General features: G+C 39.0%; 13 protein-coding genes and 1 tRNA gene. 12 read left to right on the forward strand and 2 right to left on the reverse strand.

Annotated features, from left to right (window positions below):
* Positions 1-2 precede the first annotated feature (2 nt).
* Positions 3-344: a DUF4907 domain-containing protein gene (locus CRO15_RS16295; protein ID WP_097046931.1), complete on the reverse strand. Its 342-nt coding sequence runs from the start codon at positions 342-344 to the stop codon at positions 3-5.
* 89 nt (positions 345-433) lie between these two features.
* Positions 434-1,432 carry a Kelch repeat-containing protein gene (locus CRO15_RS16300; protein ID WP_097047148.1) on the reverse strand — a complete coding sequence of 333 codons (999 nt, stop codon included), beginning with the start codon at positions 1,430-1,432 and terminating at the stop codon, positions 434-436.
* 224 nt (positions 1,433-1,656) lie between these two features.
* Here CRO15_RS16300 and CRO15_RS16305 point away from each other — a divergent pair, with 224 nt between their 5' ends.
* The 12 genes from CRO15_RS16305 (at position 1,657) to CRO15_RS16360 (ending at position 14,713) form a co-directional block, all read left to right on the forward strand.
* Positions 1,657-2,988 carry a DUF4270 family protein gene (locus CRO15_RS16305; protein ID WP_097046932.1) on the forward strand — a complete coding sequence of 444 codons (1,332 nt, stop codon included), beginning with the start codon at positions 1,657-1,659 and terminating at the stop codon, positions 2,986-2,988.
* Positions 2,981-4,222, forward strand: coding sequence for a BamG family beta-barrel-assembly machinery protein (locus CRO15_RS16310; protein WP_243397002.1), 1,242 nt, complete (start codon positions 2,981-2,983; stop codon positions 4,220-4,222). The genes CRO15_RS16305 and CRO15_RS16310 overlap by 8 nt, the downstream gene beginning before the upstream one ends.
* A gap of 189 nt (positions 4,223-4,411) precedes the next feature.
* Positions 4,412-4,486, forward strand: a tRNA-Val gene (locus CRO15_RS16315).
* A 207-nt stretch (positions 4,487-4,693) separates the two neighbouring features.
* Positions 4,694-5,143: an anaerobic ribonucleoside-triphosphate reductase activating protein gene (gene nrdG / locus CRO15_RS16320; protein ID WP_097046934.1), complete on the forward strand. Its 450-nt coding sequence runs from the start codon at positions 4,694-4,696 to the stop codon at positions 5,141-5,143.
* Positions 5,144-5,148: 5 nt separating this feature from the next.
* Positions 5,149-7,017: an anaerobic ribonucleoside-triphosphate reductase gene (gene nrdD, locus CRO15_RS16325; protein WP_097046935.1), complete on the forward strand. Its 1,869-nt coding sequence runs from the start codon at positions 5,149-5,151 to the stop codon at positions 7,015-7,017.
* A 128-nt stretch (positions 7,018-7,145) separates the two neighbouring features.
* Positions 7,146-7,586 (forward strand): c-type cytochrome, encoded by a 441-nt coding sequence (locus CRO15_RS16330; protein ID WP_097046936.1) that lies wholly within the window; start codon positions 7,146-7,148, stop codon positions 7,584-7,586.
* Between the two features lie 10 nt (positions 7,587-7,596).
* Positions 7,597-8,934: a cbb3-type cytochrome c oxidase subunit I gene (locus tag CRO15_RS16335; protein WP_097047149.1), complete on the forward strand. Its 1,338-nt coding sequence runs from the start codon at positions 7,597-7,599 to the stop codon at positions 8,932-8,934.
* Between the two features lie 23 nt (positions 8,935-8,957).
* Positions 8,958-10,418: a copper-containing nitrite reductase gene (gene nirK, locus CRO15_RS16340; protein ID WP_097046937.1), complete on the forward strand. Its 1,461-nt coding sequence runs from the start codon at positions 8,958-8,960 to the stop codon at positions 10,416-10,418.
* Positions 10,419-10,500: 82 nt separating this feature from the next.
* On the forward strand, positions 10,501-11,208 hold the full coding sequence (locus CRO15_RS16345) for a formylglycine-generating enzyme family protein (RefSeq protein ID WP_097046938.1): 708 nt from the start codon (positions 10,501-10,503) through the stop codon (positions 11,206-11,208).
* Positions 11,195-11,926 carry an SCO family protein gene (locus CRO15_RS16350; protein ID WP_165769993.1) on the forward strand — a complete coding sequence of 244 codons (732 nt, stop codon included), beginning with the start codon at positions 11,195-11,197 and terminating at the stop codon, positions 11,924-11,926. The genes CRO15_RS16345 and CRO15_RS16350 overlap by 14 nt, the downstream gene beginning before the upstream one ends.
* Before the next feature lie 112 nt (positions 11,927-12,038).
* On the forward strand, positions 12,039-12,863 hold the full coding sequence (locus tag CRO15_RS16355; protein ID WP_243397003.1) for a CbbQ/NirQ/NorQ/GpvN family protein: 825 nt from the start codon (positions 12,039-12,041) through the stop codon (positions 12,861-12,863).
* A gap of 74 nt (positions 12,864-12,937) precedes the next feature.
* Positions 12,938-14,713: a nitric oxide reductase activation protein NorD gene (locus CRO15_RS16360; RefSeq protein WP_097046939.1), complete on the forward strand. Its 1,776-nt coding sequence runs from the start codon at positions 12,938-12,940 to the stop codon at positions 14,711-14,713.
* The last annotated feature ends 10 nt before the right edge of the window (positions 14,714-14,723 follow it).

Genomic DNA, 14,723 nt, shown 5'->3' on the forward strand with positions numbered 1-14,723 from the left:
ATTTAGTGTTTTAAGGTAAGGATATTTAAGCTGACCAACTCTTCTACGCTAATTTCAGGATTTGATCTTTCCAACAACTTTTTTGTTATCAAATTGGCTACTTTTCTAGCCTCCTCAGGAGTTTTAAACGTTATTTCTCCGTTTATTGCAGGAATAAATTCCTGCTTCACCAATAGTTTTTCACCGATCCAGATTTCATATCCGTAACCCTGTCCAACTTCAATGATTTTAGACCGTACCGGTAATCTTTTATGATTCATATCACTAAATGAATCTTTGGGTAGGGCAATCCAAATACATATTGTAAAAACTACAATAACCAAAATTCTTGAAAATTTTATCATAGTTGCTTAAATTGTAACAAATGGGCCAGATTTCTCAACCTAACCCATTTACATTCAGAGTATGAACAAATCACTCATCACAAAAAAAATCAATCTTCTTCATCGTATTCGGCTAAAGGGAAGAACTCGTCCAAATCGTCCAAATAGAGGCTTCCCGATCGCCCTAGCCCAACAAAAGCTCTTGTTGTATTGGCGAATGCTACGGCATCTTGCCGTGAGGAACCTTCAAAATTAGTTTTGGCTTCCCACATATCTGTTGCTGGGTCGTATTCCCAAACCGAAGTGGAAGCACCATTTATTTCACCACATGCTATATACCCATAACCATTCAAGGAAAAACCAACAGCCCTGCTTCTCTCTATATTGTAATTGCCCTCTTCATCCAAATCGGTTTTTTTGGTCCAACTCTCGTTTGAGGGATCAAAAGCCCAAAAATCATTTAAGTAAATACCGTTGGAAATACCAGTGCCCAAATAAATCAGGCCATTAATGGTAAAGGTTGTGGCCGATCTTCTTTTGTTTCCACCAAAGCCAACCTGTTCCGTCCATGTATCTGAAGATGGGTCATATTTCCAAAAATCCTTACGGTCGTTTTCCCCATCATAACCTGTTCCAAAGTAACCAAAGCCGTTGGCGGAAAAAGCAACAGCACTCCTTCTTTTGGTCGATTCAATAGAGGCTACCTGTGTCCATGTATTACTGGAAGGGTCATAGGTATAAAAGTCATTTAGCTCATCAACTCCATCATATCCAGATCCTATATAGCCTTTTCCATCAATTTGAAAACCAACTGCTGCATTTCTTGCTGAACCTGGGAAATCAGCTTTTTGGGACCAAAAATCGCCCTCTATATCATAGGTCCAAAAGGAATTTAGGTAATCGTCACCATCGTAACCCACTCCCATATAACCTATATTGCCTATGGTGAACCCAGACATGCCGCTTCGGGGACTTCCATCAAAAACTGATCGGTTTATCCAATTTCCTAGGCTCTCTTCATCTTCATCAGTGGAACAACTAAAAATAAATGCGGTTGTTGAAACTACCATTAATGAAATTAGTTTAGAATAATGTACTGCTTTTCTCATGCCAAACATTTTAGTTTTCCATCAAAGGTAATTTTCCGCCTTTTTGTCTCATTAGGGAATATATAAAGCTCACATTTTAACATACAAAACGGGAAAATTTATCTATGAACAGGAAAAGTGGATTTATAGGTAAATAGAAGGTTTTTGTCTTAAAATAAAGTGAGTTGGTCTATCCGCATTTTTAGAACAGGACACTGCATATACTTTTATGGAAAACAGAGACTATGGAAAGATTAATATGGTTATTATGTCCACTTATATTGAGCTTGGCGGCCTGTAATGATGAAAACCCAAATGATTCGGATTTTTTGGCTGGAAAGGATTTTACCGGAAGTAATATTAGGGTTGTGCTTATTGATACCCTTACTTTGGAAACATCTACGATGAAGTTCGATAGCATTGTTACTGGCCAATCAACCCGGATGTTGGTAGGAAAGTATGTGGATCCAGTTTTTGGAGCTGTAAGTGCAGCAAGCCATTTGGGATTGGTTCCGGCGGAATATGCTATTGACGCTGAAGCAAAATATGACAGCATTGCATTCCATCTGGCATATGATGGTTACTACTACAACGATACAACAAGGTCCAATACTATTCAGGTAAAAAGATTATTAAAAACTTTACGACCGGTAGAAGGAGATGATTTTTACAATAGTACTACGGTAACTTATAATGAAGATGAACTGGGTTCTTTCTCCTATAAACCAAGACCTCTGGAAGCGGACACTTTAGAAATAAGGTTGTCCGACAATTTTGGTGCAGACCTTTTCGAAAAGTTACAAGACAAATTGATAATCAATTCAGACGAATTCATTGATTATTTCAAGGGGATAGCACTCGTGCCCGGAGAAAATGATGATGGATCCATAATTGGGTTTTCCAAAGAGCCAGCAGCAGGTTTTGTTCGGTTGTATTTTAGTACTGATGAAGAGAATGAACAGGTTCAGGATTATATCGATTTTGGGCTCAACCTTTCCGAAACTCCGGTTCCATTTTTTAATCAGATTACTACCCAAGACCCCATTGAACCGTTAACCAACTTGAATGATCAAGAGGTCAATCTAAACAGCTCAGATGCAGATGGATTAAGTTTTATACAATCCGGCGTGGGCATTGCATGTAGAATACAGTTCCCCTACATAAAAAACATATATGATATTAAGGGACAGGGAACCATAATGGATGCTGTATTAAGACTTAAGCCTAAAAATGGCACCTATAACGATCAGTTGATTATTAGGGATGAACTCCTAATTTATGTTGTAGACAGGAACAATAACATTACGGAACAACTTTCGATAGACGAGGGTTCTCCCATTACTGGGATACTTAACCGGGACAATGAGGAGTTCAACGATATCTATTATGAAATACCCTTGGCCAGCTATCTGGATAAGTTGTTGTCCACAGAATTGGAGACCAATGAAGCGCTGGTTTTGCTGCCCAATGGTTTTAATTCAACCGTGGACCGTTTTGTTCTGAATGGTAGTGGAACTTCAAGCTACAGTGCCAAACTTGAACTTATTTATGCAATCTATGATGAGGACAATGATTAAGTTTTTAATTTCTTTGATTATTATTTTTTCTTGCAATCATGCAATGGCCCAGTCTGAAGGGTTGACAAGTTCTCCATATTCCCTATATGGATTGGGAGCTATAAATCAGACAAGTATTGGTTCATCCAATAGTATGGGATATTCAGGTATAGGACTTAGAACGGATACGGGTATCAACAATTTAAACCCTGCTACCAACGCAATGATTCCGCAAAACTCTTTCTTTTATGATATTGGAGTGGTAGGAGAGTTCAACAGCTATGGGAATAACGTGAACGATGAATCCAAGACAACGTTTAATTTTTCCAATTTGGCTTTTGCTTTTAGAATTGATGATAGATTGGGTGCTGGTATTTCTTTAATACCATACAGTGATGTAGGATATTCGTTGTTGGGGATACAAACAAATATTGAGGGATCCAGTCAAGTTTTTGAAAGTAACGTGACCGGTTTGGGGGGGCTTAATGATTTACGGTTTAATGTGGGCTATGGTCTTTCAGAATCGCTTAGGCTTGGTTTGAGTGCATCTTTATTATTCGGTAATATAGAAGAAACGGAATCCTTCAGTATTAGAAGAGGATATTTTGAACTTACGGAAATAACCAACTATAGCGGATTTAGATTTGGTTTCGGTGCTCAATATGACTTAACTGATAACATAACCATTGGAAGTACAGTGCAATTACCGGTTTCTCTGGGAGGAAACCTTAAACGTTCTGCGCGTAAAACTCTTGGTGGATCTGAAATTGTTGTTGAAGAAGATGAAGGTGATAGCGTGGCAGATTTTAAACTTCCTTTGGAATTGGGTTTTGGTCTGGGATTTAGGTTAAGTGACTTTTTGACTTTAAGTGCAGATTATAAAAAGAACTTCTGGGATTGTACAAATCAATCTGAAAAAATTGGGACCTATCAAGATCAAGATATTTATGCTTTTGGGATGGAATATGTTAAAAACCCTTTGGGACGTAAGTATGGAGAGAGAATAAGATTCAGGGGAGGAGTTAATTATGATAATGGATATCTGGCTATCAACGACAGAAAAATAGAGGGATATAATTTTACATTTGGAATAGGGCTCCCAACAGGGGTTTTCTCCAATTCATTGATGAATTTATCATATAGCTATGGTTCAAAAGGGCAAATTGAAAACGTCTTGGTAGAAGAAAACTACCACGTACTTATCCTTAATTTAAGCCTTGAGGATTTTTGGTTCAAAAAACGAAAAATAAACTAGCGCTAAATATAAAAAGACGTTATTCGGAATTAAATGATTTGTATTTAATTAGAATTGTTGAATGATTGGATGTTCATAGCAAGACAAACAATTTGAAGCGGATAAAACTTCTAGGCACCTTTTTTGTTTTTTTCTTTTTGGTAAAAGAAAAATGATGCTATATTTGCACTCCCATTTAGGAAAATGAATGGGCGCGTAGCTCAGTTGGTTCAGAGCACCTGGTTTACACCCAGGGGGTCAGGGGTTCGAATCCCTTCGCGCCCACAACGGTTAAAAAGCTTCCGATTTCTCGGAAGCTTTTCTTTTTTACCTAGGTATAACAGCAATACCGTGATTGAATATCCTCTGATTTTAAATTTTATCCACTCTTTCAAAATCTGTTGATAACATATTTAATAACTCAAATCTCTCAATTATATACCAAAGCATGTCTTTTATAATTTTAAAGGATAAAAAGGCCTTTTATTATTTATGTATTTCAACGACTTTCAAATAGTACTGCAAGAGGTTCCAGGAGAAGTTAGTCTATGTCTCACAATTTCAGGCTGTCCACATAGGTGTGAAGGCTGTCATTCACCATTTTTATGGAAAGAAGGAAGTGGACAACAACTCACCCATGAAATATTTAGAGGTATGCTGTACAAATATTATGGTTTTGCCACCTGTGTTGTTTTTATGGGCGGAGAATGGCATCAAGCAGAACTAATAGAGAACCTGAGGTGTGCAAAAGATAAAGGATATAAAACCTGTCTATATACTGGCTTGGAGAAGGTTGACAAGGAAATTCTAAAACACCTTACATGGATTAAAACCGGCCAGTGGATTACTGCTAGGGGCGGGCTTGATTCTAAAAGCACCAATCAGAAATTTATAGAAGTGAAGACAAACAAAATTCTAAACCACTTATTCATAAAAAAATAAACAATATGATTCGACTTACTGACAGCCAGATTACCAAGAAAATTGATTTTATCGATCAATACATGCGATCGTCCAACGCCGCCAATGGATCAAAAGTAGATGCCAACGCTAATGTCACTTCCAAAAATATAGCCACCATGGAAGCCGAATTGAACAAGGATATCAATATTCAGGTAAACAGACAGCTCATAAAACTTAAGATTGAATCGCTTTTTGGACCAGACTTAGCTCAAGAGTACATCAGGCAAATTGAATCCCATGAAATTTATGTACATGATGAGACCTCACTCAAACCCTATTGTGTTTCCATAAGTATGTATCCTTTTTTGTTGGATGGACTTACAAAATTGGGAGGTGAGAGTAGAGCCCCAATGCATCTGGAGAGTTTCTGTGGGGAATTTGTGAATCTTGTCTTTGCAATCAGCTCGCAATTTGCCGGGGCATTGGCTACGGTTGAATTTTTGATGTACTTTGACCATTTTGCAACAATCGATTATGGCAAAGATTATTTAGAGACCGACGAAAAAACCATCGCAAACCATATGCAACATGTTGTCTACGCAATAAATCAGCCAGCTGCGGCGCGTGGGTATCAATCTGTATTCTGGAATATATCTTTATATGATGAGGCCTATTTTAATAGCATGTTTGGCGATTTTGTCTTTCCAGATATGACTAAGCCCAAATGGGAAAGCGTAAAAAAGTTGCAGACATACTTCATGAAATGGTTCAATGAAGAACGAAACAAAGCTATTCTTACTTTTCCTGTGGTAACAGCAGCAATGTTGACAAATGAAGGCAAACCAGTGGACTCTGAATTTACAGAAATGTGCGCCCAGGAATTGAGTGAAGGAAATTCATTTTTCATCTATCAGTCTGAAAATGCGGATAGTTTGGCATCATGTTGCAGATTGCGCAATGAGATCAGCGACAATACATTCAGCTACTCATTGGGAGCTGGAGGTGTTGCTACAGGGTCGATAAACGTAATCACTTTGAATATGAACAGGTTGGTTCAAAAAGGAGCTAATATTGTTGAAGAAGTCCAGAAGATTCATAAGTATCAGGTTGCTTATAAGAAACTCATTGAAGAATATGAAGCTGCCGGGTTGCTTCCTGTTTACAAAGCTGGATTCATTTCATTGGACAAACAATTTTTGACCATTGGGATTAATGGAATGGTTGAGGCTGCCGAGAGTCAAGGTATAAACGTCGGTAACAATGATGGGTACAAAGCCTTTGTCAACAAATACCTTAAAGCCATTTACAATCAGAATAAGAAAGGGAAAGAGGAGTATGGTTATATGTTCAATACCGAATTTGTGCCCGCCGAGAATTTAGGAGTAAAAAATGCAGCTTGGGATAAAAAAGATGGACTATTTGTACCGCGTGAGTGTTACAATTCCTATTTCTACAAAGTAGAAGATTTAGCTACCAATACTTTGGATAAAATAATTTTGCATGGCAATGAGACTATCAAATATTTGGATGGCGGCTCTGCACTTCACTTAAATCTTGAAGAGGCTCCAAATAAAGAAGGCTTTGTAAAGTTGATTAACGCTACGGCCAAAGCCGGATGCAATTATTTCTGCTTTAACATTAAGGTCACTATCTGCAATACTTGTGACCATATAGATAAGCGAACATTGCACAATTGTAGCAAATGCAATTCCAAAGAAGTGGATCATGCAACTCGTGTTATTGGATACCTTAAAAGAGTATCAAGCTTTAGTTCAGGACGACAAAGAGAACATGGGTTAAGATACTATCACAGGACTGTAGCAAAGAGAAATTTACCTCAAAAAAGAATAGAAGTGCTGAATAATTACGCAAACCAAGAAAAACAACCATTCAAAGATTCAATTGGGATATAGGAAGGAAGAAAAAAACTAACACACTTTGTTAGAATATGATAAAAATCATGTATTCAAATATTTGACTAGTTTATTTTTACCATATAAAGGATAAAAATATCTTTTAATATTATAATAATCAATTCACCATGTTATCAAAAAAACAAGCACGTACTTTTTTTCTTGGTGGGACCGTTGTAACGTTTCTTATTTTCATCGGGCTCACGATCTACTCTTTTAGTAAAGAGCAAGATCAATCCAACTATGAGAACATTACCGAACAAGTTGTTCGAGGGAAACATTTATGGGAGGCCAGCAATTGTATGGGGTGCCACACCATTCTTGGAGAAGGTGCCTATTATGCGCCCGAACTTACAAAAGTCATTGATCGAAGGGGGAAAGGCTACATCAAGGCTGTGTTGACAACTCCCAATCCCTGGGCCCCCAACGGTAGAAAAATGGTGGCTTATGGATTTTCAGATGAAGAGGCTGAAGACCTTATCGCATTTTTTGACTGGATAGACGACATTGACCTTAATGGTTTTGATACCGTTGTCTCTCCAATCGCAAAAGAAAAAACCAACAATTAACACCAACATTATGAAATACAAATCACAAAAAGTAGCATACTGGTTTTTTGCTTTATCCATGTTGCTGCTGGTTTTACAATTGACTTATGGATTTATCATGGGTTTTGCCCGGATAGGTCTAGACGGTTTGCACGATTTTATCCCATTTAATACAGCTCGTGCTGTACATACAAACTTATTGGTTGTTTGGTTGCTTTCCGGATTTATGGGTGCAGCCTATTATATTATTCCTGAAGAGGCCCAACGGGAATTGGTTAATGTGAAGTTGGCCTATGTGCAGCTTATTTCTTTGGCATTGGTTGGAGTTGCAGCTGTAATTGGCTATCATTTCAATTGGTGGGAAGGACGTAAATTCTTGGAAATCCCCAGACAATTGGACTTTCTTGTTGTTGCGAATGTCCTATTATTTTTAGGATTGATTTTAGCGACCCTTTTTAAAGGGAAGCGAAGAACTACTACCGCTTTGGTACTTTCCATGGGGTTGTTGTTTGCGGCATTGCTTTACATACCGGGTATGTTGCCATTTGATAGTCAGGTTACAGATTCCTTTTTCCGATGGTGGGTGGTTCACCTTTGGGTTGAAGGTGTATGGGAGTTGATCATGGGAGGTATCCTATCGTTCCTATTGATCAAGCTAACTGGTGTAGATCGAGAGGTCATTGAGAAATGGCTCTATGTAATTGTTGGTTTAACATTCCTATCAGGAGTTTTGGGAACTGGTCACCACTATTATTATATAGGGGTTAATAAAATCTGGTTGATTGTAGGTGGTATATTCTCAGCTTTGGAACCCTTGGCATTTTTAGCTATGGCGTTGTTTGCCGTAAATATGTATCGTAAAGGAGAAAAAAGACATCCCAATAAACTTGCTTTGTTTTGGACACTTGGTGCAGCAATAGTATCCTTTTTAGGTGCTGGGTTGCTCGGTTTTGCACACACACTTCCGCAAACCAATCTATATACACACGGGACTTTGGTAACCGCTATGCACGGTCACTTGGCCTTTTGGGGAGCCTATGCCATGATCGTACTGGCTATCATAAGCTACAGCATGCCCAATATGACAGGGAGAAAACTATATCTAAGTGCCCGGGGTAGAGCTGCATTTTGGCTTTCCAATATTGGGATGATCGGTATGACGGTCGCCTTCGGAGTGGCCGGTGTTGCACAGGTGTACTTGGAACGCAAGTTTAAAATGGAATTTATGCAGGTCCAGAATGAAATTAGCATCCATTTTGTGGTACTGCTATTATGTGCCTCGGTGCTAACGTTTGGAATTATACTGTATATCGTTGATTTCATAAAACACGGACGTCCTACGGATCAGGCCTTAGAAATAAAACAATAGATAACAACCAAATAACATAATACATGAAAATACCCAAGAACAACCTAATGTCCATTGGTCTTTTGGCCGTAAGTGTAATTACTTTACAAGGCTGTATCGACAACACTACCAAAAAGGAGTATGCTTCTGCAGCTGATATTCCGGTAAGCAGAGAAATGATGGCAGAACTTACAGCTCCCCCCAACGTTCCAAGGGGAGTAGGTGACCGTAAAGCAAAAAAACTTATCGTAAACATGGAGATTCTTGAAAAAGAAGGAACTATGACCGATGGAACCACCTATAATTATTGGACTTTTGGCGGCTCCGTACCAGGAAGTTTTATTCGAACGCGCGTAGGGGATGAGGTAGAATTTACGCTATCAAATCACCCAGATAATAAACTTCCTCACAATATAGATTTACATGCTGTTACTGGCCCAGGTGGTGGAGCAACTTCTTCTTTTGTGGCTCCGGGACATGAGAAAAAATTCAACTTTAAGACATTGAACGAAGGGTTATATGTGTATCACTGCGCTACCGCTCCAGTGGGAATGCATATTGCCAATGGGATGTATGGATTGATTTTGGTTGAACCGGAAGGTGGACTTCCTCGAGTGGACAAGGAATATTATGTAATGCAAGGCGACTTTTATACCAAAGGCGAAAACGGTGACCCGGGATTGCAACCTTTTGATATGCAAAAAGCTGTTGATGAAGATGCCGATTATGTGGTATTCAACGGTAGTGTTGGATCTATGACCGGAGATAATGCCATAACAGCTAATGTAGGTGAAACTGTTCGCCTGTATGTAGGTAACGGAGGCCCCAATCTAGTATCTTCTTTTCACGTAATTGGTGAAATTTTTGACAAAGTAATGGTTGAGGGGGGCAATAGTATCAATGAAAATGTACAGACTACGCTGGTTCCCGCTGGTGGAGCTGCAATTGTGGAATTTAGAGTTGATGTGCCAGGGACTTTTATCTTGGTGGACCATTCCATTTTCAGGGCCTTCAACAAAGGTGCTTTGGGGATGTTAAAGGTGAAGGGAGAGGAAAACAAGACCATTTATTCTGGTGTGGTACAAGAAGGCATATACAACCCTGAAGGTGGTGGAATCCAAGTTATGCCTAATGGAGGTGATGATGAGGATAAAAGCAGTGGTACCAAAACCTTAGCTGAAAAAATGGAATCTGGCAAGCAGATTTATACCAAAACCTGTTTTGCGTGTCATCAGGCCAACGGAGAGGGAATCCCCAATGCGTTTCCACCATTGGCTGAGTCGGATTATCTGAATGCAGATGTAAACCGTGCCATTGACATTGTACTTAATGGTAAAACGGGTGAGATTACCGTTAATGGGCAAAAGTATAACAGTGTAATGACCAAACAGTCCATCAGCTCTGATGAGGTGGCCGACGTGCTTACCTATATCTATAATTCCTGGGGAAACAAAAAAACAAATGTGACCAAAGCCCAAGTTGAACAAGTTAAAAGTGGGCACTAATCAACATTGACAGATGACTATTTTAAGATTGACAGTTTGTATACTTTTTCTTTGGATGGGCAGTGCAAATTGTCAGTCTAAAATGGTTGAGATCAAGGGAGGGATTTATATTCCGTTGTATGGAAGGGATTCATTGAAAGTTACCATTTCAGATTTTTATATGGATGTGTATCCGGTGACCAATCAGGAATATTTGGAGTTTGTTAAGGAGTATCCCAAATGGCAAAAATCAAAAGTAAAAAAACTCTTTGCTGATGAAAGTTATCTCATGGACTGGAAATCTGACTTTGCTTTGGGCAATGGTCAAGTGTTGGATGCTCCTGTGGTCAATGTCAGTTGGTTTACGGCCAATGCCTATTGTGAATGTAAAGGAAAACGATTGCCAACGATAGATGAATGGGAGTATGTGGCCATGGCAAATGAAAATATACCGGATGCCAGACAAATTCAGACCTACAATGAATACATTTTGGGATGGTACGAAAAACCCAAAACATTCAACAATACCATTGGTTCCACTTTCAAAAACTATTGGGGAGTTTACGATTTACATGGCTTGGTTTGGGAATGGACCTCCGATTTTAATTCGGTGATGGTATCCGGTGAATCCCGAAAAGATGTGGATAATGATAGCAACCTCTTCTGCGGAAGTGCTGCTATTGGGGCTACCGATTTAATGAATTATGCTGCTTTTATGCGTTATGCCACCCGTGGTAGCCTAAAGGCAAAGTACACCATGAAGAACTTAGGATTTAGATGTGTAAAAGATAGTAATGATGAAGCATTTTAGAGTAATACCCATATTTCTGGCACTTGTGTTGTCAATTGTTTCTTGCAAGAATAAAGTTGAGACGGCATCCAACAATGATGGAATAACATACCAATGTCCCATGAAATGCGAAGGAGAGAAAACGCATAGTGCGGGAGGAAGTTGTTCGGTATGTAAAATGGATTTAATGGCTATGGCCTCGGCGCCATCAAAAAATATGGAAACAGAGGAGATTTCCGAGGAATCCATTTTTAATCTAACCTCAAAATGGAATACCGAAGAAGGAAATACTATAGCATTAAAGGATCTAAAAGGAAAAACCTTGGTAATGGTCATGATCTATACTACATGCAAGGCCGCTTGTCCCAGATTGGTGGCAGATATGCGAAATATTGAAAAACAAGTTCCGGAAGCCTTCAATAAAGATTTGCAGTATGTGTTGGTAAGTATTGACCCAAAAACAGACAAGCCAGAACATTTAAAAGCCTTTGCCAAGGAAAACCTTATGGACGCAGAGCATTGGACTTTCCTTCAAGGAACAGAAACCGGAGTAAGGGAATTTGCCAATGTGTTGGCAGTAAAATATAAACAGATTTCACCTATGGATTTTTCCCATTCCAATATTATCAGTGTATTTAACCCACAGGGAGAAATGGTCCATCAGCAGGAGGGATTGGGAGTGGACAATAGAGAAACCATTGAGAAAATTATTGAAACAGTAACAGATAGGTCTAATTAGCAATTGTAGCTAGTCCCTAACTAGTTCATAAAGTATCGTCTGCTCATACCTGATTTACTTAGGATTGTGCTTTATAAAACACTTGCTTTTTAGACCTTAAAACATATATGTCATGGTCAATACGATTGAGGAAAAAGAAATCCATATGACTTCAAATACAAAGACAGCGGTGCCATATTATAAACCAGTTGGGAAAGAGATAGCCATTTTTAAACATTCCCATAATAGCAAAATCCCATTTTTGCTAAAGGGCCCCACAGGAACTGGGAAATCTCGATTTATTGAATACATGGCCCATGAACTTGATCAACCGCTGATTACGGTAAGTTGTCATGAAGAAACTTCGTCAACTGATTTGATTGGAAGGTACATCATTAAAGGTGCAGAAACCGTTTGGATGGATGGCCCCTTGACCATGGCAGTGAAAACCGGTGCCATTTTGTATTTGGATGAGATTGCTGAAGCAAGACCCGATGTTATTGTGGCGATACATTCATTGACCGATCACCGACGGGAATTGTTTATTGACAAACTTGGGAAAATCATAAAAGCTCACCCTGACTTCATGTTGGTTGCTTCCTTCAATCCGGGATATCAGCGAGGATTTAAAGAATTGAAACCCTCAACCCGGCAACGTTTTGTAGCTGTTTCCTTTAACTATCCAGAAGCAAAAATTGAAACCGATATTTTGGTAAATGAGACCAATATTTTAGAAGCTGATGCCAAAAAGCTGGTGAATATAGCCAACAAAATCCGGAATTTGACGGAATTAGGGCTTACAGAGACTGTCTCTACCCGATTATTGGTAGATGCGGCCAAATTGATACGTTCTGGACTGCCCAAAAGACTGACCGTGCACGTGGCAGTCGTTGAACCCCTTACGGATGATGTAGAAGTTGTTAGTGCATTGAACGATTTGTGTGATCTGATGATTTAGAAATGAGTATTCAGAAATTAGTATTGGGAACTTAATACTCATTTCTAACTTCTAATTATTAAACAGCAAAGAACATGTTCGAGTTTGAACCTGATGAATATATCTTCACCAAGTTTGCACACTACTTCAAACGGCGACGTAAGAAGAAAGAAGCAAATCAGGCCCATGCGGTTTCATTGAAGGAAGTAAAGTCCAGACTTACCATTTTTGCCCGTGCTATTACAGGTCAACCCATCGAACTTTACGCTGCTGAACGGGAAGGAGGCTATAAAAACAATAATTTCTTCCTGCCTACAAAATATGGGGAATTGCTAACAGTTGAGGAAAACCTGTCCTTCTACTTATTTCGAATTTTATATTTATCCATTCAAAAAAATTTGGGATTCAATTGGGAAAATGAGGTTGAACATTCGTTAAAAGAATCACAAGGCAAAGCCCACGAAACCGCAGCAATAGTGTTGGAACATTTATTCTATGAATTTCCCGTGACAAAAACATATCACGAAAAATTTATTTACCATTATTCAAAAAAATCAAGTCCAAATTCGGAACCGGACTTTTCATTTATCTATGGAAAATGGATGAAGAACTCATCTGAGGAACAAACGGATGACAAATTGAAGAATTTCACGGAAAAGGTAAAAGAGTCAAACCAAGAACAGCCCAAAACAATCCTTAAAGCCAATGCCGTAGAAGAAATAGTTTCGGTTCAGGTGGATGAAAAACAAGTAGAGGATGCCGTTTTACAACATCAGTTTGAAAAAGTGGAAACTGCAGATGAATTTGGCGGAAATTTTAGAAATATGGATGGCGATGACGATTTGGACGATCATGCCAACGCTCTGGAAGATTTGAACATGAAATTTACGGTCAGGGTAGATGATACCGCGCATTCTGTATACCAGGCTGATTTTGTAGAAAACACCACCATTGCAGAAAGCGCAGACGGTGATAATAACGGTTACTTTGTCCAATACGATGAGTGGGATTACGCCAAACGCATGTACAAGGAAAATTTTTGCAAAGTATACCCAAAAAGCATTTTAAAAGCTGATGCTGCCTATTACAAAGAAGCAATCTCTAAAAATAAGTCAACACTTTTGGGGTTGCGAAAGATGCTGACCACAGTGAACAACAAATACCAGCAGCAACGAAGACAGACCCAAGGCGAGGAATTTGACCTGGACGCGGTTACCGATTTATTTGCGGATGTGAATTCTGGTCATACTCCATCGGAAAAAATATACTTGTCCAAGCGTAAAAAGGAAAAAGACCTTTCTATTTTGTTGTTGTTGGACAGCAGTTTGTCCAGCGATGGATACGCTGCCGGGAATAGGGTCATTGATGTGGAAAAACAAGTATCCATTTTATTTGGCGAAATATTGAATGAGTTCAACATCGACTTTTCCATTAATGGCTTTTATTCCAAAACAAGAAATCATTCCACATATACTACACTAAAGGGGTTTGATGAGGATTGGAACAGGGCAAAACTTAAAATAGGCGCTCTGGAACCAAGTGGATACACTCGAATAGGCCCAGCTCTGCGTCATTCGGGAGCTTTGTTGGACCAACGAAGCACGAAGAACAAGTGGGTCATCTTGATTTCGGATGGCAAACCCAATGATTATGATCGCTATGAAGGCAAATATGGGATAAACGACATCAAACAGGCCTTGCGTGAGCTCAATGAGCGTCAGATAAATTCTTATGCATTGGCCATTGAAGCCCAGGCGAAGTATTATTTGCCACAGATGTTCGGACAAAATCACTATCAAATTTTGACCACACCTGTAGAGTTGTTGCAATCGCTGGTAAAGCTCTATGAAAAAATAAAACATCAATCTTGATAGGTATTGC

It is taken from the genome of Flagellimonas pacifica, from assembly GCF_900215465.1.
Lineage (GTDB): Bacteria > Bacteroidota > Bacteroidia > Flavobacteriales > Flavobacteriaceae > Flagellimonas > Flagellimonas pacifica.

What these genes read in the sequence shown, in the direction of transcription:
- CRO15_RS16295 (WP_097046931.1), bottom strand. Translation starts at nt 344, where the DNA reads ATGATAAAATTTTCAAGAATTTTGGTTATTGTAGTTTTTACAATATGT.
- CRO15_RS16335 (WP_097047149.1), top strand. Translation starts at nt 7,597, where the DNA reads ATGAAATACAAATCACAAAAAGTAGCATACTGGTTTTTTGCTTTATCC.
- CRO15_RS16345 (WP_097046938.1), top strand. Translation starts at nt 10,501, where the DNA reads ATGGTTGAGATCAAGGGAGGGATTTATATTCCGTTGTATGGAAGGGAT.
- CRO15_RS16310 (WP_243397002.1), top strand. Translation starts at nt 2,981, where the DNA reads ATGATTAAGTTTTTAATTTCTTTGATTATTATTTTTTCTTGCAATCAT.
- nrdG (WP_097046934.1), top strand. Translation starts at nt 4,694, where the DNA reads ATGTATTTCAACGACTTTCAAATAGTACTGCAAGAGGTTCCAGGAGAA.
- nrdD (WP_097046935.1), top strand. Translation starts at nt 5,149, where the DNA reads ATGATTCGACTTACTGACAGCCAGATTACCAAGAAAATTGATTTTATC.
- CRO15_RS16355 (WP_243397003.1), top strand. Translation starts at nt 12,039, where the DNA reads ATGGTCAATACGATTGAGGAAAAAGAAATCCATATGACTTCAAATACA.
- CRO15_RS16300 (WP_097047148.1), bottom strand. Translation starts at nt 1,432, where the DNA reads ATGAGAAAAGCAGTACATTATTCTAAACTAATTTCATTAATGGTAGTT.
- nirK (WP_097046937.1), top strand. Translation starts at nt 8,958, where the DNA reads ATGAAAATACCCAAGAACAACCTAATGTCCATTGGTCTTTTGGCCGTA.
- CRO15_RS16305 (WP_097046932.1), top strand. Translation starts at nt 1,657, where the DNA reads ATGGAAAGATTAATATGGTTATTATGTCCACTTATATTGAGCTTGGCG.
- CRO15_RS16350 (WP_165769993.1), top strand. Translation starts at nt 11,195, where the DNA reads ATGAAGCATTTTAGAGTAATACCCATATTTCTGGCACTTGTGTTGTCA.
- CRO15_RS16360 (WP_097046939.1), top strand. Translation starts at nt 12,938, where the DNA reads ATGTTCGAGTTTGAACCTGATGAATATATCTTCACCAAGTTTGCACAC.
- CRO15_RS16330 (WP_097046936.1), top strand. Translation starts at nt 7,146, where the DNA reads ATGTTATCAAAAAAACAAGCACGTACTTTTTTTCTTGGTGGGACCGTT.